Here is a 24,077-nt window from a genome sequence, read left to right as displayed (position 1 = left end):
CGCGAGGTTGGCCGCCCGGATCTCCAGCATCCCGGCGTCGTGCAGCGGCCCGGCGAGCAGGACCAACCCGAGCAGGGCCAACGCGGTCACCGCCAGCACCGGGTCGAACCCGGCGTCGAGGCGACGCGCGTACCCCACCAGGACGGCGGCGGCGACGAGTGTCGTCTCGGCCAGCACGTCGGCACCGGGCCGGACCCGTCGCTCCAGCGCGGCGGCGGCCAGTGCCACCACCGCGAGCGCCAACCCCCACCCGGTCGCGCCGGTGAACGCGACGACACCGAAGGCGACCAGGGCCCCACCGGTGGTCAGCACCCGAGCGGTCAGCTTTCTGACCAGGTCACCACGCATGTCACTCCGCTTTTCGGTCTCGCTGGGCCGGCCCGCCGCTGGACTGCTGTCGGAATCAGCCGGCGGTGGTCACTGCGGGCCGCTCCGACTGGGCCGGTACGGCCTGGGGAGCCGTCTCGCCCGGTGCCCGGCGTACGTCGATCACCTGACCGGTCAGCTCGGAGATCAGCACGTCCAGGGAGGCCTGGGCGACGGTCTCGGCGGCCAGGAGGGTGTTCTCCGGCTCCTCGCCGAACGCCCGGGTCCGCATCGGGGTGGCGGTCCGCTCCGGGTTGATGCAGTTGACCCGGATGCCCAGCTCGGCCCACTCGTCGGCCAGCGCCTGGGTCAGGTTGACCAGGGCGGCCTTGGTGGAGGAGTAGAGGGCGTACTGCGCCCGGCCCCGGGTGTAGGAGCTGGAGGTGTATAGCAGCAGCTGACCCTTGGTCTGCTGGAGGTACGGCAGGGACTGTCGGGCGATGGTGACCGGCCCGACGAAGTTGACCTGGAGGACCCGGTCCATCGTCTCCTCGTCCATCTCGGCGAGGGAGCCCTTCTCCAGGATCCCGGCGGTGACCACCACGTGGTCGATCCGGCCGGTGGCGTCGAAGGCGGTCTTGAGCGCCGCGGCGACGTCCTCGGCCTGCTCGACGTGGGTCCCGGTGCTGGAACGGCTGAACGGGAAGACCTGGGCGCCGTAGCGACGGGCCAGCTCGGTCAGCTCGTGGCCGATGCCGTAGCTGCCGCCGAAGACCACGATCGTCCGCCCGGACAGCTCCTCGGTGTAGCTGCGCGGGTCGGTCTGCCGGGGCACCTGGGCGGCGGCCAGCTGGAAGAGCTTGTCCGCCAGGTGCACGTCCACCGGGTGGGTGACCTTGATGTTCTCGTCGGAACCGTCGATCACCTTGATCGGGGTGCCGGGCAGGTAGCGCAGCACCACCCCGCAGTCGTCGGTGGCGGCGAAGTCCGGGTCCCCGGCGGCCCGCCGGTACGCCTCCCGGATGGTGCCCGACCGGAACGCCTGAGGGGTCTGCCCCCGACGCAGCCGGGAACGGACCGGGATGTCGGTGATGCACTCGTTCTCGTCGACCTGGACGATCGTGTCGGCGGACGGGATGGCCACGTCCACCGCCTCGTAGGTCCAGAGCGCGTTGACGCACTCCCTGACGATCCGGCCGCTGACCAGCGGGCGGACCGCGTCGTGGAAGAGGATGTTGACGTCGCCCTCGCCCACCGCGTCCAGGGCGATCCGGGTGGTGTCGTTGCGGGTCCCGCCGCCCTCGATGACCTTGGTGACCTTGCGGAAGCCGGCCTTGTCGACGATCGCCTGGGCCTGCGGTACGTGACCGGTGGCCATCAGGACGACGACCTCGTCGATCTCCGGGGCGGCCTCGAAGACGGCCAGGGTGTGCTCGATGATCGGCTTACCGGCGATCTTCAGCAGCTGCTTCGGGATGCCCAGGCCGAGGCGGGTCCCGGTACCGCCCGCCAGCACCACCGCCACCGTCCGCGAAGGTCGCCACGGCGTCGCCGCCTCGTCGGTGGCGTCCGGGCCAGTGGTGTGGTCCTGCGTCATTGCCGATCCTCACTTCCGGGAAAAACTGACGGTGGGTGACGTCCGGGGTACGCCCGGATGAACCTTAACGCGGCCACCGCGCCGCCTCGGTCGGGCGGCGCGGTGGACGATACCGGGCGGATGCCGTACGGACGACGGGACTCTACTTGCCGTTCACGAAGGCCTCATAGGCCCGGATGACGTCCGCGGTCGGGCCATCCATCTTGAGAACGCCCGATTCCAGCCAGATGGTCCGTTCGCACGTGTCCCGCACCGAGGAGAGCTGGTGGCTGACCAGGAACACCGTCCCCGCGCCCTCCCGCAGCTCCCGGACCCGCTGCTCGCTGCGCTTGCGGAACCCCTTGTCGCCGGTGGCCAGCGCCTCGTCGATCAGCAGCACGTCGTGCTTCTTCGCCGCCGCGATCGAGAACCGCAGTCGGGCCGACATGCCCGAGGAGTAGGTCCGCATCGGCAGCGAGGCGAAGTCGCCGCGCTGGTTGATCCCGGAGAACTCGATGATCTCCGGGGTCTGCCGCTCGACGTCGGCGGGGGACATGCCCATCGCCAGGCAGCCGAGCGCGACGTTGCGCTCGCCGGAGAGGTCGTTGAGCAGCGCGGCGTTCACCCCGAGCAGGGACGGCTGCCCCTGGGTGTAGACCGCCCCCTGGTTCACGGGCAGCAGTCCGGCGATCGCCCGCAGGAGTGTCGACTTGCCCGATCCGTTGCTGCCGATCAGGCCGATCGCCTCGCCCCGGTACGCGGTGAAGCTGACCCCCTTGACCGCGTGCACCTCGCGTACCTGCGGTGACGAGGTGCGCGAGACGATCCGCTTCAGGGCGGCCACCGGGCTGGAGCCGGAGCCGGCCCCCTTGTGCACCCGGTAGACCACGTGGGCGTCGTCCACCACCACCGTCGGGATGCGGTCCTGCACCCGGGGGAGAGTGAGGGTGACGTCGTTGGAGTTCTCGAGCTGCTGCTCGATGACGTTCTCAACCACGGCCGTACTCCTGTTCGCCGCGCCAGAAGTAGATGAAACCACCGACGCCCATCACGAGCGCCCACCCGATCGCCACCAGCCAGAGCTGGGTCAGGGAGGAGTTCAGCAGCGGTGCCGACTCCAGCAGGGAGACCCGCGCCAGCTCGATGTAGACCAGCGCCGGGTTCAGCTCGACCAGTCGGGCCGCCCAGCCGGGCAGGCTCTGCTCGAAGAGGGTGACGCTGTAGAGCACCCCGGAGCCGTACATCCAGGCCCGCAGGAGGAAGGGCATCACCTGCTTGAGGTCGGTGACCTTGGCACCCAGCCGGGCCACCCCCATGGTCAGGCCGGCGTTGAACACCGCCTGGCAGAGCACCGTGGGCACCAGGAGCAGCCACTCCCAGGTGAGCGGCTCGCCGGTGACCAGGACGATGCAGACCAGCACCACCATCGCGCCCATCAGCTGCTGGAGCTGGGTGAGGACGACGGCCAGCGGCAGGCAGGCCCGGGGGAAGTGCAGCGCCCGGATCAGCCCGAGGTTGCTGGTGATCGACTGGGTGCCGTTCTGCACCGCCGTCTGGGTGAAGTTGAAGATGAACAACCCGGTGGTGAGGTAGGCGATGAAGTTCGGCACCCGGTTCTGTTCGAGCACGATGCCGAAGATCAGGTAGTAGACCGCCGCGTTCGTCAGCGGGGTGAGCACCTGCCACAGCTGCCCCAGCTTCGCGTTGCTGAACGAGGCGAGGAGCTTGGCGTTGGCGTACGCGGCGATGAAGTGCCGGTAGGACCAGAGCCGGCGGGCGTACTCGCCCAGCTGCGGCCGTTCACCGGCGACCCGAAGCCCGTGCCGGGCGGCCAGCTGCGCCTGGGTGAGGCCGGAATCGGGGTCGGCCAGCGCGGTGTTGGCCATTGGTGGGGCGCTCCGATCTCTTGTGCCGACGGGGTGCGCGTGGCGACGGGGCCAAGCGTGGGAGAGGACCAAGCGTGACCGAGTGGAGCGCCGCCTCGTCGCTGCGTGGACGGTAGTCGAAATAACGTCGGGACGCAACCGTATCGTCGTTGCGCTACATTGGGTGGCGTGACAGGTGAGAAGAGGGCGATGTGACAGCGCCGGAAGAGGCGCAGGTCGGGACCGGGAAGCGACGCGCGCCCGCCGGCGCGGCGGTGCTCCGCAAGGACATAACGTCCGCCATCCGGCGGGCTCTGATGCACGAACTGGCCGCCGTCGGATACGGCCGACTCTCGATCGAGGCGGTCGCCCGCCGCGCCGGGGTGAGCAAGACGGCGATCTACCGGCGCTGGAGTTCCAAGCTCGAACTCGTGCTGGAGATCGTCTCCGCCAGCGCCGGACGCAAGCTGCCCACCCTCGACACCGGCAGCCTCCGGGGCGACCTGCACCTGCTCTTCGGGGTGGTGGTGCACGCGCTCGGCCACCCCCTGGCCGCGCAGATCATCCCGGACCTGCTCGCCGAGGCGGCCCGCAACCCGCAGATCGACGAGACGCTCCAACAGGTGCTGCGCAGCCGGCAACAGGAGTTCGGCGGGCGACTGGTCGGGCGGGCTGTCGAACGCGGCGAACTGCCACCGGACACCGACCCGGACCTGGCTGTCGACCTGGTCGCCGGTCCGCTCTACTGGCGGCTCGCCATCGCCCGGACCCCGCTCACCGACGCCTACCTGGACTCCCTGGTCGACACGGTGATCACCGCCCTGGGCGGATCCGCCACCGGGACCCGCCCGCCCGGGGCCACCGTTCCCGCCGCCCGCAGCTGACCACCTGACGAGCCCGTCGGGTCGACCCGGAGCACGAACCTGTCGCACCGGTGTCCGGCTCAGTGGGCGTCGGCGATCGGCAACCGGGACACGATGTGCCGGGCGATCTCCAGGGAGCTGGTCGCCGCCGGGGACGGCGCGTTGAGCACGTGTACCTGCCGGGGCGCCTCGACGATCAGGAAGTCGTCCACCAGCGAGCCGTCCGGACGGATCGCCTGTGCGCGTACCCCCGCCCCGGCGCGGACGATGTCCGCCCCGGTCAGCTCCGGCACCAGGCGGGCCAGGCTGGCCGCGAACCGCTTACGCGACAGCGACCGGGCGACCTCGGTCATGCCGTACCGGTAGTGCCGGCGACCCAGCGCCCACAGCCCCCGGTACGACAGCTCGTCCCAGACGTCGCGGAGGTCGAAACGCCCCCAGGAGTAGCCCTCCCGGGCGGTGGCCAGCACCGCGTTCGGGCCGGCGTGCACGCTCCCGTCGACCATCCGGGTCAGGTGCACCCCGAGGAACGGGAACTGCGGGTCCGGGACCGGGTAGATCAGCCCCCGGACCAGGTCCCGGCGCTGCTCGGTCAGTTCGTAGTACTCGCCCCGGAACGGCACGATCCGCACCGGCGTCGACACCCCGGCCAGCCGGGAGATCCGGTCGGCGTGCAGCCCGGCACAGTTGATCAGGACGTCCGCGACCACCTCGCCGCCGGTGGTGGTCACCACCACCTCGTCGCCCCGGTCGGCCACCCCGGTCACCTCGGTGCCGGTGCGCAGCTGCGCCCCACCGGCGGCGAGCAGGTCGGCGAGGGTGCGGCAGACGGCGGCGAAGTCGACGATCCCGGTCGAGGCGACGTGCAGGGCGGCGACCGCCGCGACGTGCGGCTCGTACTCGGCCGTCTCCGCCGGGTCGAGGAGCCGGACCGGGAGGCCGTTGGCCAGGGCCCGCTGGTGCAGGTCGTGCAGGCGGGGCAGCTCGGCCGGGTCGGTGGCCACGATCAACTTCCCGCAGACCTGGTACGCCAGCCCGTGCTCCCGGCAGAACTCCACCATCGAGGCGCTGCCGGCCCGGCACAGGGTGGCCTTGAGGCTCCCCGGCTGGTAGTAGACACCGGCGTGGATGACCCCCGAGTTGTGCCCGGTCTGGTGGGCCGCCCAGCCGGCCTCCTTCTCCAGCACCGTCACCTGGTCGTCCGGGCGCTCGGTCAGCAACCGGTGCGCCACGGCCAGGCCGACGATTCCGCCGCCGACGACCACGAACCTCGTCATCTTCACTCCCCTGCGCTCCGACGCCCGGCCGGAACCGCGCAGCGATGGTAGCGAAGACGGTTCACCCGCCCGATTCGCGCCCGATGCCTGCCGTTCCCCTAGACTGCTGCGGGTCCCGTCGCACAGGAGTCACATGTCTGAGGTCATCGCGCTCGGTCAGCCCACGGTCGGCGAGGCCGAACTCGCCGCCATCGCCGAGGTCTTCGCCTCCGGCTGGCTGGCGGGCGCCGGTCCCACCTGCCGTCGTTTCGAGGAACGGTTCGCCGCCGCCGCCGGCACCCGACACGCCCTCGCCACCGCCAACTGCGGGTCCGCCCTGCACCTGGCGCTGCTCACCCTCGGGGTGCGCCCCGGCGACGAGGTGATCGTCGCCGACTACACCTTCCCCGCCACCGGACACTCGGTGCTCTGGGCGGGGGCGAAGCCGGTCTTCGCCGACGTCCGGCCGGACACCTGGACCGTCGACCCGGCCGCCGTCGAGGCGGCGATCACGCCTCGTACCGTCGGGGTGATCGCCGTCGACGCGTTCGGGCAGCCTGCCGACTACGACGAGTTGCGGGCGATCGTCGACAGGCACAAGCTCTTCCTGGTCGAGGACGCCGCCTGCTCGGCCGGTGCCACCTACCGGGGGCGGGCCGCCGGGAGCCTCGCCGACGTCGCCACGTTCAGCTTCCACGGCCGCAAGGGCATCACCGCAGGGGAGGGCGGGGCGTTCGTCACCGACTCCGACGACCTCGCCGCGCACGCCCGCAAGCTGCACAGCTACGGGGTGGAGGGGGCCCTCACCCGGGCCGAGCTGTCCCACCTGCCGATCCCCACCTTCACCGAGCTGGGCTACAACTACCGGCTCTCCGACATCTCCGCCGCGATCATGCTGGCCCAGCTGGACCGGTTGCCGCAGCTGCTGGCCGCCAAGCGCCGGACCGCCGCCCGCTACGGGGAGCTGCTCGCCGACCACGAGCTGATCACCACCCCGTTCCAGGCCCCGGACCGGGAACACCCGTGGCAGTCGTACGTCGTCACCCTCGACCCGGCCGTGGACCGGGGGGCGGTGGCGCTGGCCCTGCGGGAGCGGGGGGTCCAGTGCACCTTCGGCACGTACGCCTCGCACCTGCAACCGCTGTACGGGCCGACCGATCCCTGCCCCGTCTCGGCGGACCTGTTCGCCCGGCACCTCGCGATTCCGATGCACGCCAACCTCACCGACGCCCAGGTCGAGACCGTCGCGGCCACGCTGGCCGACGTCGTCGACGCCACGGCCGTCGGCCGCTGACCTCCCCCAGGAAGGACATCGTCCGTCATGTCTAAGCAGACCGTCTTCATCACCGGTGGCGCCGGTTTCATCGGGCTGCACGTGGTGCCGCTGCTGTTGGACAAGGGATACCGGGTTCGCATCTTCGACAACATGTTCCGGGGCGACCGGGACAAGGTCGCCGAGCTGGTGGCCACCGGTGACGTCGAGCTGATCGACCAGGACGTCCGCTACGGCGGTGCGGTGCACGCGGCCATGAAGGGCTGCGAGTACGTGATCCACCTCGCCGCGGTCTCGATCAACAAGAGCCAGGCCGACCCGTACGAGTCGGTCGACATCAACATGGTGGGCAACCACAACGTCTTCGCCGCCGCCGCCGACCACGGGGTGAAGCGGGTGGTCTACGCCTCGTCCGCGTCGGTCTACGGCGACCCGCAGAAGCTGCCGATGCACGAGGACGACAGGCTCGACCCGCTGACCCCGTACTGCATCGCCAAGCGGGCCGGGGAGGACCTGCTCGGCTTCTACCAGCGCAGCAAGGGGCTGAACTGGATCGCCCTGCGGTTCTTCAACGTGTACGGGCCGGGGCAGAAGCCGACCGCGTACTACACCTCGGTGATCAACCACTTCGTCAAGCGGCTCAAGACGGGCCAGCCGCCGGTCATCGACGGCAAGGGCGAGCAGTCGATGGACTTCATCCACGTCCACGACATCGCCCGCTCCGTGGTCGCCGCGATGGAGGCCGAGCAGGGCAACGTCCCGGTCAACATCGGCACCGGGATCGACACCTCGGTCGCCACCCTCGCCGAGATCCTGATCAAGGCCGTCGGGGTGGACGTCGAGCCGCAGTTCAACCCGCGCGAGGTGCTGGTCAGCCGGCGGGCTGCCGACATCACCCGGGCCCGCGAGGTGCTCGGCTGGGAGCCGACCATCACCGTCGGGGACGGGATGACCGACCTGATCAAGACCGAGGTGGCGTGACCACGGCCTCGACCCCCGGCGACCCGCCGCATGGCGGGTTGCCGGCCAACCCGTACCACCCGCACGCCTGGGTGATCGGTGAACCGGTGATCGGTGAAGGCACCTGGATCGGTGCCTTCACCGTCATCGACGGCTCGGGCGGGCTGACCATCGGAGCCGGCTGCGACATCAGCTGCGGTGCGCAGATCTACACCCACTCCAGTGCCCGGCGGTGCGTCTCCGGCCGGGCGTACCCCGAGGTCGACCGCGCCCCGGTGGTGATCGGCGACCGGGTCTTCATCGGTGCCAACGCCACGGTCCTGATGGGCGTGACCATCGGGGACGGCGCGGTGGTCGGTGCCGGTGCGGTGGTCACCCGGGACGTACCTGCCGCAACGGTCGTGGCGGGGGTGCCGGCCCAGGTGGTCTCCACAGTCGAGGTGGACGGGGACGACGTCCGGTTCGTCGCCGCGCGGGACAGCTAGGAGCTTCCAGTCGTGCGTATCGCAGTCGTCAACAACTTCTTCCCGCCCCGGCCCGGGGGGAGTTCCCACCTGGCCGAGTCGCTCGCCCGGGGTTACGCCGCCGCCGGTCACCAGGTCCTCGTGCTCACGGCGGCCTACCAGGACGCCCCGTCCCACGAGGAGCGCGACGGCCTGCGCATCGTCCGGCTCCCGGCCTGGATGCTGCCGCAGACCCGCCTCGCGGTGAGCTTCGACATCTCCTTCGCCAGCCGCCCGAGCCTGCTGCGGCGGGTCCGTACGCTGCTCGACGAGTTCGCCCCGGACGTCATCCACCAGCACGGCCAGTTCTTCGACCTGACCTGGGCCACGTCGCTGTACGCCCGCCGCCGTCGGGTGCCGGTGCTGCTGTCGGTGCACACCCGGCTGGAGAACCCGGTGGCCCGGTACGCGAAGGTGTTCCGCTCGTTGGACGCCCTGCTGGTGAAGCCGTTCATGCGCCGGTCCCGGCCCCGGATCGTGGTGATGGACGTCCTCATGCAGGAGTACATCGAGGCCCGGTACCGGGGTGCCTACTCCGGCCTGGTGCCGATCCCGGTCGGGGTGGACCCGGACTGGGTGGTCGGCGGCAACGGCGAGCGGGTCCGGGAACGCCACGGTCTGGGCGGGTCGCCGGTGATCCTGTCGGTGGGGCACGTGATCCCGCTGCGGGACCGGGTGGCGCTGGTGGAGGCGCTGCCCCGGGTGCTGGCGGCGGTGCCGGACGCGAAGCTGCTGATCTGCGGGCACGTCTACTACCAGATGTTCGCCGAACGGGCCCGGGACCTCGGGGTCGAGCACGCGGTGATCGCGGTGGGCAAGATCGCCAAGAGTGACGTCCCGGACTACCTGGCCGCCGCCACGGTGGAGTCCCACGAGCAGGGCATCGGCATGGGCACCGCCACCCTGGAGGCGATGGCGGCCGGGGTGCCTGTGGTGGCCCCGGCCCGACCGGACAACTTCCCCGGCATCGCCCTGCGCGACGGGGAGAACGTCCTGCTCTGTGCCCCCGGTGACGTCTCCGCCCTGGCGGATCGACTGGTCAGCGCCCTGACCGATCCGGGCCGGGCCAAGCAGGTGGGGTTGGCCGGGCAGGCCCTCGTGCACTCCCACTTCAGCCTCGACCGGGTGCTCGACCGGCACCTCACGGTGCTCACCGGGATGGCCGCCGAACGCCGCCGCTGAGACGTACCGCCGACCGTCGACGCGGAACCCGGCGTCGACGGTCGGGCACGTGCCCGTCGTACTCCGTTCACCCACCCGCAAGGCGTACGCCGTAGCTTGGCCCGGCGGTCCCCGGTGTCCCGATGCCGGTGCTGCGTCGACCTCACCGTCGACGCGGACCGTGACCGTCGGCGGCAACGAGCAACGGAGATCCACGACCATGACCCTCAGCGACCGGCTGCGCGCAGTCTTCGTCGACGCCCTCGAACTGCCTGGGGACGTCGACGTCGAGAACCTCACGTACCGCGACATCGAGCAGTGGGACTCCCTCGGCCACATGACCCTGGTCGCCGCCGTCGAGGACGAGTTCGACGTCCAGTTGGAGACCGACCAGGTAATCGACCTGAGCAGCTTCAAGGTCGCCCTCGACATGCTGCGGGGTCTCGGCGTCGATGAGTGAGCTGACCGGACGGGTCGCGCTGGTCACCGGGGGGACCCGGGGGATCGGCGCGGCCACCGCGCGGGCGTTGGCGCGGGCGGGGGCGACAGTCGTCGTCACCGGGCGCGACGCGGGCCGGGCGGCGGAGTCCGCCGGGGAGTTCGGCGGGTACGGCCTCGCGCTGGACGTCGGCGACTTCGACGCGGTCGGGGCACTGGTCAGGCAGGTCGTCTCCGACCACGGTGGCCTCGACGTCCTGGTCGCCAACGCCGGGATCATGGACACCGGTCTGCTCGGCATGATCCGGGCCGACGACGTCCGGCGGACCCTCGACGTCAACGTCGCCGGCACCGTCGCGGCGGTCCAGGCGGCCGGTCGGGCGATGGCCCGTCGACGTCGTGACGCCGACGGCACCGAACGTCGGGGCGGGTCGATGGTGCTGCTGGCCTCGGTGGTCGGCACCTTCGGTGCCGCCGGACAGTCCGTCTACGCCGCGTCGAAGGCGGCGGTCGCCGCACTGGCCCGCTCCGCCGCCCGCGAGCTGGGTCCCCGGGGCGTACGGGTCAACGCGGTGGCACCCGGCGTGATCCGTACCGACCTCACCGCCGCCCTGCCGACGGAGGTGCTCGACCGGCAGGCCGTGGCGGCGGCACTGGGACGGCTGGGCGACGCCGAGGAGGTGGCCGACGTGATCCGGTTCCTCGCCGGGGACGGCGCCCGGTACGTCACCGGTCAGGTCCTCGGGGTCGACGGAGGGCTCGTCCCATGACGCTCGTCGCGCCCTCGGCCCGACTCGTCGACGCCGCCACCGGTGCGGTCCTGGCCGGGGCCGACCTGACAGCCGCACTGTCCCGGGCGGCGACCGCCTACGCCGCCCTGCCGTCGGGGGTCGTCTTCGCCCGTAGCGGCACCACCGTCGAGGCGGTGCTGCGCTTCGCCGCAGCGTTCGGGGCCGGCCGTCCGGTGGCTCCCCTCGACCCGGGGCTGGACCCGGCGGTCCTCGCCGACTTCGTCGACAGGTTCGCCCCGGCCGCCGTCGTGGGACTGGCCGAGGGGGGAGCCGGGACGCAGGCCGGTGACCCGCCGAAGGGCTACCGTACGGCCACCGACGGGGTGCTCGGCCCGATCTGGGTGCGGGACGCCGAACCGGCCGAGCCGCCCCACCCCGACCTGGCCGTCCTGCTCGCCACCTCCGGTTCCACGGGGGACCCGAAGTTCGTCAGGCTCTCCCGGGACGCGGTCCTCGCCAACGCGGCAGCCATCGGGACGGCCCTGCGGATCGGCCGGACCGAGGTGGCCCCGACCAACCTGCCCCTGTGCTACAGCTTCGGGATGTCGGTGGTGACCAGCCACCTCGCGGCCGGGGCGACGGTGCTGGCGGTCGAGGGCGGGGTGTTGGCCCGGGAGTTCTGGGCGGCGGTGGCCGAGTACGGAGCGACGTCGCTGGCCGGGGTGCCCCACCACTACGAGATGCTGCACCGGATCCGGTGGAGCCCGGCGGGGTACCCGTCGCTGCGGACCCTCACCCAGGCCGGTGGCCGACTGCGCGACGAGATCATCCTGGCCTTCCACGAGAAGATCGACGCCGTGGGCGGTCGGTTCCACGTGATGTGGGGGTGCACCGAGGCGGCACCCCGGATGAGCACCCTGCCGGCCGGGGCGTTGCCCGAGCGGGTCGGCTCGGTCGGCCCCGCGCTGACCGGGGGCGCGTTCACAGTCCTGGACCCGGACGGGGTCGAGACAGGCGCGCCCGACGTCGTCGGGGAGGTGGTCTACCGCGGCCCCAACGTGATGATGGGGTACGCCGAACACGCCGCCGACCTGGCTCGGGGGGACGACCAGGGCGGGGTGCTGCGCACCGGTGACCTCGGTCTGGTCGACGTCGACGGGTTCGTCTGGCTGCGTGGCCGACTCAGTCGGTTCGGCAAGGTCTTCGGGATCCGGGTGAACCTGTACGACGTCGAGGAGCTGGTCCGCGACCGGGGACCGGTGGCCGCCGTCTCCGGCCCGGACCGGGTGGTCGTCTTCGTCGAGGGGATCGACGCCGCAGGAGCCCGGGAGGTGGCGGGCCGGCTGTCCGAACGGCTCCGGATGCACCGCACCGGTTTCGACGTCAGGGACGTGGACCGGCTGCCCCGACTCCCCAACGGCAAGATCGACTACCGCAGTCTGGAGGCGCGGGTATGAGCCTGTTCACCCTCGGCCAGGCCGAACGGGAGGCCCGGCTCCTGCCGGAGCTGATCGAGTTGACCGAGCACCACCGGTCCCACAGCCCGGAGTACGCCCGCCTTCTCGCCGCCCTGGGTCACCGACCCGGTCGCCGGTACGAGCGGGTGGCTGACCTGCCGTGGCTACCGGTCCGGCTCTTCAAGCACCACGTGCTCAAGAGCATCGGCGACGACGAGGTGTTCAAGGTGCTCACCTCCTCCGGCACCACCGGGGAGGTCAGTCGGATCCACCTGGACAAGGACGCCGCCTCGACGCAGCAGCGGATGCTCAGCGCCACGATGCGTACCGTCCTCGGGACGCGGCGGTTGCCGATGCTGCTCGTCGACACGAAGGCGCTCTTCGCCGACAGGCGTTCCTTCTCGGCCCGGGGTGCCGGGGTCCTCGGCATGATGAACTTCGGCCGGGACCACACCTTCCTCCTCGACGGGCAGGAACGTCCCGACCTCGACGCCGTCCGGGGGTTCCTCGGCCGGTACGGGAGCGAGCCGTTCCTGATCTTCGGCTTCACCTTCATGACCTGGCTCTACCTCTACGACCTGGCCCGCACCCACCGGCTCGACCTGAGCAACGGCATCCTGATCCACAGCGGCGGTTGGAAGAAGCTCGCCGACCGGGCGGTGGACAACGCCGAGTTCCGCCGCCGGTTCGCCGAGGAGACGGGACTGCGTCGGATCCACGACTTCTACGGCATGGTGGAGCAGATCGGGCTGACCTTCCTGGAGGGGCCGGACGGCGGGGGGCTCTACTGCCCCGACTTCTCCGACGTCATCGTCAGGGACCCGCGCACCTGGGAGCCGGTGCCGGTGGGCACCCCCGGGGTGGTGCAGGTGGTCAGCACGCTGCCCCGGTCGTACCCGGGTCACCTGCTGCTCACCGAGGACCGGGGGGTGGTGCACGGCGTCGACGACGGCGTCTGGCCGGGCCGGAGGTTCTCGATCCTGGGCCGACTGCCCCGCGCCGAGGCGCGCGGATGCAGCGACACCTTCGCGGCGGCGGCATGAACGAGCGTGACGAGCGAATCGTCGGGGTCGGTCCTCGTGGCGACGCCGGAGCGCAGCGAGGTGGCGGCACGAGCGAGCGCAGCGAGGTGGGGCAGCGGTTTCCGGCGGGTGACCCGGTGACCGCCGCGGAGCTGCTGGCCGCCGTACGGGCCGCTCCGACCGGCGGACCGCTCACCGTCGGGGACGACCGGGTGGTGGAGTTCCTGGTGGCGTTCGCCCGTCGACTGCTTCGTCCGGCGGTGGCCCGCCGGTATCCGGAGCTGGCGTCGCTGGGCTTCTTCCTGCGCCGGGGCGAGCTGGCCGCAGCCCTGGCCCGGGTCGCCGAGGAGCCCGGTCACCTGCGGTTCCCCCGGGGTCTGGTGTTCCACGTGCCACCTGCCAACGTGGACACCATCTTCGTCTACTCGTGGGCGTTGGCGGCGTTGGCCGGGAACGCCAACGTGGTCCGGATCTCCTCCCGGTCGGCAGGGGCGGCGGACGCGGTCCTGGACGCCCTGAACGAGACCCTCGCCGACGCCCATCCGGCGGTCCGGCAGACCCAGCGGATGGTGACGTACGGCCGGGACGACGCGGTCACCGGTGTGTTGTCGGCCGCCGCCGACCTCCGGGTGATCTGGGGTGGGGACGCCTCGGTGGGTGACCTGCGTCGGCATCCACTGGCCCCGCACGCCCGGGACGTCACCTTCCCGGACCGGTCGTCCTTCGCGGTGATCGACGTCGCCGGGTGGTGGGCCGCCGACGAGGCCCGCCGGGACGCCGTCGCGGTGGGCCTCTACAACGACGCGTACTGGTTCGACCAGGCGGCCTGCTCGTCTCCCCGGGCGGTCTACTGGGTGGGGACGGTGCGGGAGACCCCGGACGCGCAGGCCGACCTGCTGGCCCGGTTGCGCCGGGTGCTCGACGACCGGCGGCCGGAGGTCGACGCGGCGATGGCGGTGCAGAAGCGGGTCGCCACCTACGGTCTGGCGCTGACCGGGGTGGCGACCGGGGTCCGGTTCGATGGAAACGACCTGGCCACCGTCGACCTCGCCGACCCCGCCGACCTGCCCCGCCGGTGGCTCGGGGTGGGCACCTTCCCGCAGGCCCGGGTCGACACCCTGGCCGATGTAGCCCCGGTGGTGGTCCGGCGCGACCAGACCGTCACCCACTTCGGGTTCGACCCGGCGCAGCTCGTCGCCTTCGCCCGGGCCGTGGGGGGCGCGGGCATCGACAGGCTGGTGCCGATCGGGGAGGCGTTGACCTTCGCCGCCGTCTGGGACGGCTTCGACCTGCTGCGGGAGTTCACCCGGATCACCACGATCACCACCCGGTGACCGGCGTCGGGGTGGGTCAGCCCCTGTCGACGCCGGTGGCGACCACGTCGGGGGTGGTGCCGCGCAGTTGGCGTACCCCGGAGAGGGCGGCGACCCCGGCGGCCAGCACGTCGGCGATGGTGAAGATCAGCCGGGACGCCAGGGCGATGCCCAGCGCCGCGCCGACGCCACCGTCGTCGAGCAGGAACGGGGCGAGGGCCGCCACCAGGACCGCCTCCCGTACGCCGAGCCCGGAGGGGGAGACGAAGGCGAACATCCCCACCGTCATCGCGACGGCGAACGCGCCCACGCACCGGACCAGCCCCTCGAACCCGGGGGTGGCCTGCGCGTTGGCGAGCAACCACAGGTGTACGCCGAAGAGGCTGTAACCGAGTGCCGTCCACCCGATCACCCTGAGTACGCCGGACCAGCTGAGGCGTCGTTCCAGGGGCGGGCGTCGCAGCAGCCGCAGGACGAGCTGGACCAGGGCGGTGAGGACCCGGGGCACCGCGCAGAGCAGGGCGATCGGGAGAAGGATCGCCATGATCACCAGGGCGACCCGGACCGAGTCGGCGTACTCCGAGCCACTGCCGACGGCTTCCCGTAGCGAGGGCAGGCCGATCACGCCCAGGCCCAGCGCCGTGGTCACCCCGAGTCCGACGGTGATCAGGGTGGCGAGGAAGGCCCGGGGGCGGGGCAGCCCGGCCCGGCGGCTCAACTCGATCTGGAGGACGTACGCCCAGACGCTGCCGGGGATGTACTTGCCGAGCTGACCCACCAGGCAGATCCGCAGGGCAGCGCCGACGGAGACCCGGTGTTCCAGGTCGGCGACGGCGGCCCGCCAGGCCATGGTGTTCGCCACCATGCCGAGCAGCGCGGCGAGCACCGACAGTGCCACCGACGACCAGGCCAGCCCGAGCCAGGTCTCGCGCACCTGCGGCCACTGGTCGACGACGCTCCAGGTCATCCCGACCACGATGGCGAGGATCACCACCACCCGTACGGCCAGGTTGACCCAGCGCCGGGTGGGGCTCGTGGGTGTCGTGGTGTCCGGTGCGGTGGTCGACGTCGGTTCGACGTCGCCGCGAGCGGTGGTATCTACCACGTGTCACCTGCCTGGGTGTCGGGTCGTCCGCTGTCCGGGGAGAGCATGTGGGGGCCGGGCAGCGAGGCATCACCCTAGCCGACGTTCCGTCGCCCCGCTCGGCCGACGTGAGGCCCTCCGGCCCACCGCCGGTGGCCCCCGTGTTGCATAGGATTCGGCCGGTGTCTAACGTCTGAACGCTCACCCCGCACCCCCCGAGGAGACCGAAGCGTGATCCCCATCTCCGTCGTCAAGCTCGACGAGGCGGCCGAACAGTTGGCAGTCGAGGTGATCCGGTCGGGCGTCCTGGCGCAGGGGCCGATGGTGGCGCGGCTGGAGCGCGAGTTCGCGGCGCTGGTCGGCGTGGAGCACGCGGTGGCGGTGAACAACGGCACCACGGCGCTGGTGGCCGCGTTGGAGGTGCTGGACCTCCAGCCCGGTGACGAGGTCGTCACCAGCCCGTTCACCTTCGTCGCCACCCTCAACGCGATCATCGAGGCCGGGGCGACGGCCCGGTTCGCCGACATCCGCGAGGACGACTTCTGCCTGGACCCGGCGGCGTTGTCGGCCGCGATCGGCCCGCGTACCCGGGTGGTCCTGCCGGTGCACCTGTACGGCCAGGCCGCCGACATGGCGGCGATCACCGCGCTGACCCGGGAGCACGGGCTCGGGCTGGTCGAGGACACCGCCCAGTCGCTCGGTGCCACAGTCGACGGGCGCGGCGCTGGCAGTTTCGGCCTCGGCACGTTCTCGCTCTACGCCACCAAGAACCTCACCACCGGTGAGGGCGGGATGATCACCACCGACGACGACCTGCTCGCCGACCGGCTGCGGATCCTGCGCAACCAGGGCATGCGCCAGCGCTACCAGTACGAGGTGGCGGGACACAACTACCGGTTGACCGACCTGCAGGCCGCCCTCGGCATCCCGCAGCTGGCCGGGTACGCCGACAACGTGGCGCGGCGGCGGGACAACGCGGCCCGGCTGACCGCCGGCCTGGCCGACGTGCCGGGTCTGCGGCTGCCCGCCGAGCTGCCCGGCCGACGGCACGTCTGGCACCAGTACACGGTGCTGGTCACCGAGGCGGCCGAGGTCGACCGCGACGGGGTGATCGCCCGCCTCACCGAGCAGGGGGTCGGGTGCGGCATCTACTACCCCCGCACCGTCTACGACTACGACTGCTACCGGGACCACCCCCTGGTGGTGGCCGACCCCGCGCCGGTCGCCGAGCGGGTGGCCAGCAGCTGTGTGTCGATCCCGGTCCACCAGCACCTGACCGACTCGGACGTGGACCGGGTCGTCGAGGCCGTCCGCAAGGCGGTCGGGGCGTGACCGCCCCGGTCGGTTTCGCCCTGGTCGGCACCGGGTCGATGGGTGCCCTGCACGCCCGGGTGATCGCCCAGTCGCCGCGCGCCCGGCTGGCCCTGGTGGTCGAGCCCCGGGAGAGCGTCGGCCGGGAGGTCGCCGACCGGTTCGGCGCCCGGTGGGCACCGGACCTGAGCGACCTGTCGGAGGTGGACGCCGTCGTCGTCGCCGCCCCGACGGAGCACCACCTCGGTCTCGCCGAGCAGGTCCTCTCGGCCGGGAAGCCGCTGCTGATCGAGAAGCCGGTCTGCGGCAGCCTCGCCGAGACCGAGGCCGTCGTCGCCCACGCCCGCAGGCAGGGGCTGCCGCTGCTGTGTGGTCTGCTGGAACGGTTCAACCCGGCGGTGGTCACCGCCCTGGCGTTGTCCTGCCAGCCGGTGCACCTGACGATCACCAGGCACTCGCCGTACGTGCCCCGGATCCGTACCGGGGTGGCCTGGGACCTGCTGGTGCACGACGTCGACCTGGCGATCCAGGCGTTCGGCGGGGTCGAGCCGACCACCGTACGCGGCACCCTCGGCTACTTTCACAAGGATTCCGTGCCGGGTGCCGAGGACGTCGCCGAGGCGCTGCTCACCTTCGGTGAGGGTCGGTTGGCGAACGTGTCGGCCAGCCGGATCGGTCAGCGCAAGGTCCGCAGCCTGGTCATCGGTGAGGTGGACCGGCTGATCGAGGCGGATCTGATCCGCAAGCAGGTGACGATCTTCCGGCACGTGTCGTTGGACGCCGCGACGCCGGACGGGCGGGGTTACCGGCAGCAGAGCATCATGGAGGTGCCGGAGCTGTTGTCGAACCAGGAGCCCCTGGTCGCCCAGCTCGACCACTTCCTCGACATCCTGGCCGGACGGCTCGACGCGGACGCCGAGCGTGACCGGATCCTGCCGGCGCACCGTACCGTCGCCGCCGTGATCTCGGGGGACGCGTCCTGACCTCGGCCTTCGAGGTGACCCGGGGGTCGGGTCCGGGCGGCGGCTGCCGGCGGGCCGGACGGGTGCCGCTCCGGTAGGCTTCTGATCAACTGCCGGGCGGCGTCCTCGCGCCCGCAGTGACGGTGACGAACCCCATCAGCCAGGCCACGAGAAGGACTTTCCGTGGCAGAGAAGGGCGATATTCCCGTTGTGACCGCGATCGAATCCGGCCCCACGAAGACCGTCCCGGCGGTGAGCCCGGCACAGGCGGGGGCGGACCCGTCGGGGGCCGCCACCGGCTCGGAGACCGGGCCGGAGCCGGCCGCGACGGCCTGGCCCGGGACGGTCCCGGGCGAGGCGTTGCCGCCCATGCCGGTACGCCGCCGGTTCGGGCTGGTCGACCGGGTCCGGCGCTTCGTCGGCGCGATCCCGCGTCGGCTGACCGACGCCGCGGTGGTCGCCTTCGCCCTGTACACGGTCATCTACCACCTGGGGTTCCTGTTCGACCTGCCGCCGTCGCGGTCGCTGCGGATCTGGCTGGGGGCCTGCGCGCTCCTGGTGGTCCTGCGGCTGGGCGTCGCGGTGCTGCGGGAACGGGCCGCCCTGCGTACCCCGGCCCCGACGTCGGTGCCCGACGAGCCCGGAGCCGGGGAGGGCGCTGACACCCGACGCGGACCCCGGTGGTGGTGGGTCCTGCCGGCCGTGCTGCTCGCCGTCGCGGCGGCCGTCACCGCCGGTCAGGGCGGCGGGATGCCCTGGTGGTGGCCGGCCTCGCTCGGCCTGGCCGCCGCCGTCGCGGTGGCGCTGCTGGCCCGGCGTACCTGGCTGGTCGGGGGTGCCGACGACGAGGGCGCCCCCACCGTCTGGCAGACCTGTTACGTCCTGCTGGTCTCCGTCGGGGTCGGGGTCTCGTCCCTGTACGGCGCCCGCAACACCCCCGACGACGTCTTCTACGTCGGCAAGTCGGTGTGGGTGGCCGAACGGGACTCCGTGCCGGTGCGGGACTTCCTGTTCACCGAGGGCGTCCTGCCGGGGCTGAGCACCCAGCCGCCGATCTCCTCCATCGAGGTCCTGGCCGGAGCGCTCGGGCGGTTCCTCGGCATCCACGCGGCGAACGCCCTGTTCTACGTCATGCTGCCGGCGCTGGCCTTCCTGGCGGTCCTCGCGCTCTGGCGGCTGGTCCACCGGTGGGCTCCCCGCCGGGCCGTGCTCGCCTTCACGGTGGCCGTCGCCTACCTCTACCTCGTGGCCGGGTCCGACGCCGCCCTGGGCACCTTCCACCTGCCCCGGCTGCACGAGGGCAAGGGCATGTTCGTCTCCGCCGCCGTACCCCTGATGTGGGTCTACCTGACCGAGTGGTTCGAGTCACGGTCGCGGTGGAAGCTGTTCCTGATCTTCGCCCTGGGGGTCGCCTCGGCCGGGCTCACCTCGACCGCGGCGATCATCCTGCCGATCCTGGCCGGTGCGGCGGGCCTGGCGATGGTGCTGGTCGGCCGCTGGGGTGCGGCGGTGGCGGCGTTCGTCGCCGCGGTGGCGTACCCGGTCGGGTCGGTGGTGGTGAGCCGCCTGGCCCTGGGCGGCGTCACCGAGGTCGGCGGGCAGACCCAGTTCTTCGACGCGGAGGGCACCTACCGGCGGACCCTGATGCTCGGCACCCTCGGGGTGATCGGAGGGCTGGCCCTGTGGCTGGCCCCGCTGCTGGTACGGGGCCGGACCCCCCGCCTGATGGCCGCCGGTGCGGCGCTGACGATGAGTGTCCTGTTCGTCCCCGGGGTGCTGGAGTTCCTCGCCGACCTGACAGGCATCGCCGCGGTGCTCTGGCGGGTGCCGTGGATCCTGGCCCTGCCCGGCCTGGTCGGCATCCTGTGCACCGTCCAACTGCCCTGGCCGAGGCGGTTCCCGCTGGTCGGTGCGCTGCCCTGGACGGGGCGGATGCTCACCTCCCTGACCAGTGCCCTGCTCGCGGCGGTCCTGGTCACCTCGTTCGGTCTGTACGGGATCCCGATGTGGCACCGGGACAGCTTCGTCGAGACCCACCCGCACCCGGTGTGGAAGGTGCCGCAGGAGCGGCTGGGTCGCATCGAGTGGATCCACTCCCTGACCCCGGCCCGCCCGCCCGGCCTGCTCCTTGCCCCCAGCACCCTGATGCGCCTCGCCCCGATGATCAGCAGCGAGATGCGGGTCGTCCTGCCTCGCGACGGCTACCTGATCGAGTACGACTGGGAGTCGGAGTTCGCCCAGGACCGGCTCCGGCTGGCCGCCTTCGCCGACGGCAACGGGGTGCCGACCGAGGAGGAGTTGGCCGCCACCCTGGAACGCCTCGACGTGACGACCGTCTGCGTGTACTTCGGCAACCGGCAGGCCCGTCGGGCGTTGGAGCGGCTCGACTTCGAGGTCTTCGGCGAACGGGAGGACCCGGCCGGGTCGGTCCGCTGTCTGCGCAAGATCGACGCGGGAGCGCCGCCGGAGACGGACTGACCCCGCCGTCTCCGGGTCCCCGCGCAGCTCAGCGCGGGTGGGGGCGGGGGCGGTCCGGAAGCTGCGAGTGGTCCTCGATCGGGTTCCCGTCAACCGGGCACGAGGTTCGATACCCGAACGGCGATCACCGTTGTCTTCGCGTTAAGGTCGTGTGCAGCCAGGCCGAACCGACCAACGCCGCCGGCCCCCCGCCGGCCGTGCCCAGCGGTCGCTTCCCGTCCGTCCGGCCCGGCTCGTCGTCGATCTCGTAGGGAGAGCCATCCTTGTTCGGCACGTTACTCCAGCGGCTCGGGGTCCCCGCCCGTGGTGCGCTACTGCTGCTGTGCTACTTCGTCATGCTGGTCACGGGTGCGCTCGGCTGGGTCGGCGCGTTTGCCGTCGCCGGGGTGGCCGCCGTGGCCGGCGAGTTCATCCTGAACCGTTGGTCGAACCCTTCGAGGGTCCTGCTGGACAAGGTCGGTCTCAGCCGGGTCTACCGGCAGCTCGCCCGGGACCTGTCGGTGGTCCTGCTGGCCGTCGCCACTGTCAGCCCCGGTATCGGGGAGACCATCGTCCTGCTGCTCCTGCCCGCGGTGGTCTGGACGGTCGGCGTCTTCGCCGGCGCGTTCAGTCGCATGATCAACCGTCGTAACCCGGTCTCCGCCCTGGTCCGCAACATCGACCTCGGGCCGATCCGCGAGGCGCCCCGCCCGCCGGTGTGGACCACCGGGCTGATGGGCAGCGGAATGGCCCAGGTGAACATCCTCCTGGTGCCGGCCGTGGTGATCGCCGCCCTGATCGGTGACCTGGTCCCGGTCTTCATCGCCGGCACCCTCACCATCGGGGCCGCCGCCCTGGTGGGCGGGTTCGTCGCGTTGACCTGGCTGCGGGGTCGGGGGCAGGGCACCGGCAAAAGCGCCGTGCTGGCGGCGGTGCAGACCTGGCTCGACGCGTACCAGCCGCAGGTGGCGCTCTACTTCGCCGGTCCGGCCAAGGACGTCTACCAGGCCAACATGTGGCTCGCCCCGACCGAGGCGCTCGACCAGCGGGGCGTGGTCCTGATGCGCAGCAAGGAGGCCTTCCTGGAGATGGCCGACACCCGGCTGCCGGTGATCTGCGTACCGACCAGTGTCGACTTCATGAACCTGGAGCTGGGCAGCATCCGGGCGTCGCTGTACGCGGCGAACGTCGGGGCCAACATCCACATGCTGCGTGAGCCGGGTATGAAGCACGTCTTCGTCGGACACGGCGACAGCGACAAGCAGGCCAGCGTCAACCCCTACAGCAAGGTGTACGACGAGGTGTGGGTGGCCGGTCTCGCCGGCCGGGAGCGCTACGCCCGGGCCGGGGTCGGGGTCCTGGACGCCGACATCGTCGAGATCGGTCGACCGCAGCTGGCCGGGGTGCACACCTTCGGTGCTCCGGCGACGGACCGGCCGTTCACCGTCCTGTACGCCCCGACCTGGGAGGGGTGGCTGGACGACGACCCGTACCACACCTCGCTGACGGCGATGGGGGAGCGGATCGTCAAGGGACTGCTCAAGGCCCAGCCCGGGGTGCGTCTGATCTACAAGCCACACCCGTTGACGGGGGCCCGGTCCAAGGAGACCAAGGCGGTGCACGACCGGGTGGTGGCCCGGATCGCGGCGGCCGGTGGTGACATCGCCGCCACCTCACTGGACGGTCCCGGACACCGGGTGGTGACCGGTCGGGTGCCTGCCCTGTTCGACTGTTTCAACCAGACGGATCTGTTGATCAGTGACGTGTCCAGCGTGGTCTCGGACTTCGTGCAGAGCCAGCGCCCGTACGTGGTGGCGAACCCGAGCGGGCTGCCGGAGGACGACTTCCGGGTCAAGTTCCCGACCGCCCGGGCCGCGTACCTGCTCTCCCAGGACTGCGGTGAGTTGGAGAAGATCCTCTCGCTCACCAGGGCCGGGGACGACCCGCTGACCGAGGCCCGCCGGGACCTCAAGACCTACCTGCTGGGTCCGGACGACCCGAACGCCATGGAGCGTTTCCGCGAGGAGATCACCCGCCTCTGCCACTGACCCCGCCGTCACCCACCGCCCCGCCCCCGTGTCGACGACGGGGGCGGGGCGGTTTCGGGTCAGGGGGTCGGGGGGTGGGGGTCGCGGGAGACGACGTCGCCGCGTTCGTTCACCCAGCCCTTGGGGCGGGCGGGATTACCGGCGACGAGCTGGTACGGAGCGACGTCCCGGGTGACCACGGAACCCGCCGCGACCATGGCGTACTCGCCCACCTCGATGCCGCAGACCAGTGTGGCGTTCGCGCCGATCGACGCGCCCCGGCGGACCAGGGTCGGAGTGATCTTCCAGTCCGGGTTCTGGGCGCGCGGGCGGAAGTCGTTGGTGAAGACCGCGCAGGGGCCGACGAAGACCTCGTCCTCCAGGGTCACCCCCTGGTACACCGAGACGTTGTTCTGGATCTTGACCAGGTCGCCGACGACGACCTCGGCGTCGACGTACACGTTGCGTCCGATCACGCAGCCGGACCCGACCCGCGCGGTGGAGCGTACGTGCGCCAGGTGCCAGATCTTCGTTCCTTCGCCGACCTGGGCGCCCTCCTCGACGTCGGCGCTGGGGTGGACGAAGACCGTCGGGGAGGGGGATGGGGCGTCAGTCATCGGCAGACTCTTCACACGTCGGGGCGCATCGCCGCGCCGGGGTACGGGATTCGGGCGTACCGCCACCGGCGGCGCAGGCGCGGCCCGGAGGCGGGCGCGGTGCCCGGCGGGCGAGGGTCGCCCCGCGTAGGCCCGCCGTAGCATAGCGACCCGGCCCCGGTGGGCCGTCGCGTCGGGCCGGCGGATCTGCCACGATGCCCTTCACCGGTGGCGACGAAACGGGGGTTGAGGTGCGGATCCTGCTGGTCGAGGACGACCGTCGGGTGGCGGCGGCCCTGTCGCGCGCACTGACCCGGCGGGGGTACGAGGTCGAGCACGCCGCAGGGGTCTCGGCGGCCCTCTCGGCGGCCCCCAGCGACCTGGTGCTGCTCGACCTGAACCTGCCCGACGGCGACGGGGTGGATCTCTGTCGGGAGCTGCGGCGACGCAGCAGTTCCCTGGGCATCATCGTGGTCACCGCCCGGGGGGAGGAACGGGACCGGGTCGTCGGCCTGCGCCTGGGCGCTGACGACTACGTGGTCAAGCCGTTCTCGATGGCGGAGTTGCAGGCCAGGATCGAGGCGGTGCTACGCCGGGCCACCCAGGTACGGCCGGAGCGCAACCTGATCTGCGCCGGGCCGTTGCGGGTCGACGTGTCCGCCCGGACGGTGAGCGTCGACGGGCGGGAGGTGGCCCTGACCCGCAAGGAGTTCGACATCCTGTTCTCCCTCGCCCGGCAGCCCGGTGTCGCGGTGCCCCGGGACCGGATCCTGCTCGACGTCTGGGGCACCACCTGGGCGGACGGGCACACGGTGGAGGTGCACGTGGCGTCGCTGCGCGGCAAGCTCGGCGACGCCCGGCTGGTGGAGACCGTACGCGGGGTCGGCTACCGGCTCCGGGCCGAGTGAGGGGCCGG

At 71.9% G+C, this 24,077-nt stretch carries 21 protein-coding genes and 1 pseudogene; 15 read left to right on the top strand and 7 right to left on the bottom strand.

What is annotated here, in order from left to right:
• The 4 genes and pseudogenes from ABT336_RS03545 to ABT336_RS03530 form a co-directional block, all read right to left on the bottom strand.
• Positions 1-348: pseudogene (locus tag ABT336_RS03545) on the bottom strand (CDP-glycerol glycerophosphotransferase family protein); the annotation flags it as partial.
• A 55-nt stretch (positions 349-403) separates the two neighbouring features.
• Complete coding sequence (locus ABT336_RS03540) at positions 404-1,903, bottom strand: D-ribitol-5-phosphate cytidylyltransferase (protein ID WP_350894903.1); 1,500 nt, start codon at positions 1,901-1,903, stop codon at positions 404-406.
• A gap of 142 nt (positions 1,904-2,045) precedes the next feature.
• Positions 2,046-2,864 carry an ABC transporter ATP-binding protein gene (locus ABT336_RS03535; RefSeq protein WP_350894907.1) on the bottom strand — a complete coding sequence of 273 codons (819 nt, stop codon included), beginning with the start codon at positions 2,862-2,864 and terminating at the stop codon, positions 2,046-2,048.
• Positions 2,865-2,871: 7 nt separating this feature from the next.
• Positions 2,872-3,768, bottom strand: coding sequence for an ABC transporter permease (locus ABT336_RS03530; RefSeq protein ID WP_350894902.1), 897 nt, complete (start codon positions 3,766-3,768; stop codon positions 2,872-2,874).
• Between the two features lie 254 nt (positions 3,769-4,022).
• On the opposite strand from ABT336_RS03530, the gene ABT336_RS03525 reads away from it, so the two are divergent.
• Complete coding sequence (locus ABT336_RS03525) at positions 4,023-4,631, top strand: TetR/AcrR family transcriptional regulator (protein WP_350894906.1); 609 nt, start codon at positions 4,023-4,025, stop codon at positions 4,629-4,631.
• Between the two features lie 59 nt (positions 4,632-4,690).
• Here ABT336_RS03525 and lhgD read toward each other — a convergent pair whose 3' ends face one another.
• Entirely contained in the window at positions 4,691-5,887 is a 1,197-nt protein-coding gene (gene lhgD, locus ABT336_RS03520; protein ID WP_350894901.1) for an L-2-hydroxyglutarate dehydrogenase, read from the bottom strand.
• A gap of 133 nt (positions 5,888-6,020) precedes the next feature.
• Between lhgD and ABT336_RS03515 the strand changes: the two genes are divergently transcribed.
• The 9 genes from ABT336_RS03515 (at position 6,021) to ABT336_RS03475 (ending at position 14,745) form a co-directional block, all read left to right on the top strand.
• Positions 6,021-7,160: a DegT/DnrJ/EryC1/StrS family aminotransferase gene (locus ABT336_RS03515; RefSeq protein ID WP_350894900.1), complete on the top strand. Its 1,140-nt coding sequence runs from the start codon at positions 6,021-6,023 to the stop codon at positions 7,158-7,160.
• A 27-nt stretch (positions 7,161-7,187) separates the two neighbouring features.
• On the top strand, positions 7,188-8,120 hold the full coding sequence (locus tag ABT336_RS03510; RefSeq protein WP_350894899.1) for an NAD-dependent epimerase/dehydratase family protein: 933 nt from the start codon (positions 7,188-7,190) through the stop codon (positions 8,118-8,120).
• Positions 8,117-8,584, top strand: a complete 468-nt coding sequence (locus tag ABT336_RS03505; protein WP_350894898.1) for an acyltransferase — start codon at positions 8,117-8,119, stop codon at positions 8,582-8,584. Before ABT336_RS03510 ends, ABT336_RS03505 begins: the two co-directional genes overlap by 4 nt.
• 12 nt (positions 8,585-8,596) lie before the next feature.
• Positions 8,597-9,784 carry a glycosyltransferase family 4 protein gene (locus ABT336_RS03500; RefSeq protein ID WP_350894897.1) on the top strand — a complete coding sequence of 396 codons (1,188 nt, stop codon included), beginning with the start codon at positions 8,597-8,599 and terminating at the stop codon, positions 9,782-9,784.
• A gap of 199 nt (positions 9,785-9,983) precedes the next feature.
• On the top strand, positions 9,984-10,223 hold the full coding sequence (locus tag ABT336_RS03495; protein WP_350894896.1) for an acyl carrier protein: 240 nt from the start codon (positions 9,984-9,986) through the stop codon (positions 10,221-10,223).
• Positions 10,216-10,971, top strand: coding sequence for an SDR family NAD(P)-dependent oxidoreductase (locus ABT336_RS03490; RefSeq protein WP_350894895.1), 756 nt, complete (start codon positions 10,216-10,218; stop codon positions 10,969-10,971). The genes ABT336_RS03495 and ABT336_RS03490 overlap by 8 nt, the downstream gene beginning before the upstream one ends.
• Positions 10,968-12,389, top strand: a complete 1,422-nt coding sequence (locus ABT336_RS03485; RefSeq protein ID WP_350894894.1) for an AMP-binding protein — start codon at positions 10,968-10,970, stop codon at positions 12,387-12,389. The genes ABT336_RS03490 and ABT336_RS03485 overlap by 4 nt, the downstream gene beginning before the upstream one ends.
• Positions 12,386-13,432 carry a LuxE/PaaK family acyltransferase gene (locus tag ABT336_RS03480; protein WP_350894893.1) on the top strand — a complete coding sequence of 349 codons (1,047 nt, stop codon included), beginning with the start codon at positions 12,386-12,388 and terminating at the stop codon, positions 13,430-13,432. The genes ABT336_RS03485 and ABT336_RS03480 overlap by 4 nt, the downstream gene beginning before the upstream one ends.
• A complete protein-coding gene (locus tag ABT336_RS03475) occupies positions 13,429-14,745 on the top strand; it encodes an acyl-CoA reductase (RefSeq protein ID WP_350894892.1) in 1,317 nt (438 codons plus the stop codon). The genes ABT336_RS03480 and ABT336_RS03475 overlap by 4 nt, the downstream gene beginning before the upstream one ends.
• A gap of 16 nt (positions 14,746-14,761) precedes the next feature.
• Here the strand turns inward: ABT336_RS03475 and ABT336_RS03470 are convergent, their stop codons facing one another.
• A complete protein-coding gene (locus ABT336_RS03470; RefSeq protein WP_350894891.1) occupies positions 14,762-15,829 on the bottom strand; it encodes a lysylphosphatidylglycerol synthase transmembrane domain-containing protein in 1,068 nt (355 codons plus the stop codon).
• A gap of 210 nt (positions 15,830-16,039) precedes the next feature.
• On the opposite strand from ABT336_RS03470, the gene ABT336_RS03465 reads away from it, so the two are divergent.
• The 4 genes from ABT336_RS03465 (at position 16,040) to ABT336_RS03450 (ending at position 22,586) form a co-directional block, all read left to right on the top strand.
• The gene (locus tag ABT336_RS03465; RefSeq protein WP_350894890.1) at positions 16,040-17,140 is read left to right on the top strand and encodes a DegT/DnrJ/EryC1/StrS family aminotransferase; all 1,101 of its coding nucleotides are present in this window, start codon (positions 16,040-16,042) and stop codon (positions 17,138-17,140) included.
• Positions 17,137-18,102 carry a Gfo/Idh/MocA family protein gene (locus tag ABT336_RS03460; RefSeq protein ID WP_350894889.1) on the top strand — a complete coding sequence of 322 codons (966 nt, stop codon included), beginning with the start codon at positions 17,137-17,139 and terminating at the stop codon, positions 18,100-18,102. Before ABT336_RS03465 ends, ABT336_RS03460 begins: the two co-directional genes overlap by 4 nt.
• Positions 18,103-18,291: 189 nt before the next feature.
• Positions 18,292-20,559 carry a DUF6077 domain-containing protein gene (locus ABT336_RS03455; RefSeq protein WP_350894888.1) on the top strand — a complete coding sequence of 756 codons (2,268 nt, stop codon included), beginning with the start codon at positions 18,292-18,294 and terminating at the stop codon, positions 20,557-20,559.
• A gap of 263 nt (positions 20,560-20,822) precedes the next feature.
• Positions 20,823-22,586, top strand: a complete 1,764-nt coding sequence (locus tag ABT336_RS03450) for a CDP-glycerol glycerophosphotransferase family protein (RefSeq protein WP_350894887.1) — start codon at positions 20,823-20,825, stop codon at positions 22,584-22,586.
• 59 nt (positions 22,587-22,645) lie between these two features.
• Here the strand turns inward: ABT336_RS03450 and ABT336_RS03445 are convergent, their stop codons facing one another.
• Positions 22,646-23,182 (bottom strand): acyltransferase, encoded by a 537-nt coding sequence (locus ABT336_RS03445; RefSeq protein ID WP_350894886.1) that lies wholly within the window; start codon positions 23,180-23,182, stop codon positions 22,646-22,648.
• Between the two features lie 194 nt (positions 23,183-23,376).
• Here ABT336_RS03445 and ABT336_RS03440 point away from each other — a divergent pair, with 194 nt between their 5' ends.
• Positions 23,377-24,069 carry a response regulator transcription factor gene (locus ABT336_RS03440; RefSeq protein ID WP_350894885.1) on the top strand — a complete coding sequence of 231 codons (693 nt, stop codon included), beginning with the start codon at positions 23,377-23,379 and terminating at the stop codon, positions 24,067-24,069.
• The last annotated feature ends 8 nt before the right edge of the window (positions 24,070-24,077 follow it).

It is taken from the genome of Micromonospora sp. NPDC000207 (assembly GCF_040300925.1).
GTDB lineage: Bacteria > Actinomycetota > Actinomycetes > Mycobacteriales > Micromonosporaceae > Micromonospora.
This window is presented reverse-complemented; position numbering and strand designations above follow the sequence as displayed.

Bases quoted from the DNA above. Each gene is read 5' to 3' on its own strand.
- ABT336_RS03540 (WP_350894903.1), bottom strand. From the start codon at position 1,903: ATGACGCAGGACCACACCACTGGCCCGGACGCCACCGACGAGGCGGCG.
- ABT336_RS03530 (WP_350894902.1), bottom strand. From the start codon at position 3,768: ATGGCCAACACCGCGCTGGCCGACCCCGATTCCGGCCTCACCCAGGCG.
- lhgD (WP_350894901.1), bottom strand. From the start codon at position 5,887: ATGACGAGGTTCGTGGTCGTCGGCGGCGGAATCGTCGGCCTGGCCGTG.
- ABT336_RS03515 (WP_350894900.1), top strand. From the start codon at position 6,021: ATGTCTGAGGTCATCGCGCTCGGTCAGCCCACGGTCGGCGAGGCCGAA.
- ABT336_RS03510 (WP_350894899.1), top strand. From the start codon at position 7,188: ATGTCTAAGCAGACCGTCTTCATCACCGGTGGCGCCGGTTTCATCGGG.
- ABT336_RS03495 (WP_350894896.1), top strand. From the start codon at position 9,984: ATGACCCTCAGCGACCGGCTGCGCGCAGTCTTCGTCGACGCCCTCGAA.
- ABT336_RS03490 (WP_350894895.1), top strand. From the start codon at position 10,216: ATGAGTGAGCTGACCGGACGGGTCGCGCTGGTCACCGGGGGGACCCGG.
- ABT336_RS03485 (WP_350894894.1), top strand. From the start codon at position 10,968: ATGACGCTCGTCGCGCCCTCGGCCCGACTCGTCGACGCCGCCACCGGT.
- ABT336_RS03480 (WP_350894893.1), top strand. From the start codon at position 12,386: ATGAGCCTGTTCACCCTCGGCCAGGCCGAACGGGAGGCCCGGCTCCTG.
- ABT336_RS03475 (WP_350894892.1), top strand. From the start codon at position 13,429: ATGAACGAGCGTGACGAGCGAATCGTCGGGGTCGGTCCTCGTGGCGAC.
- ABT336_RS03445 (WP_350894886.1), bottom strand. From the start codon at position 23,182: ATGACTGACGCCCCATCCCCCTCCCCGACGGTCTTCGTCCACCCCAGC.
- ABT336_RS03440 (WP_350894885.1), top strand. From the start codon at position 23,377: ATGCCCTTCACCGGTGGCGACGAAACGGGGGTTGAGGTGCGGATCCTG.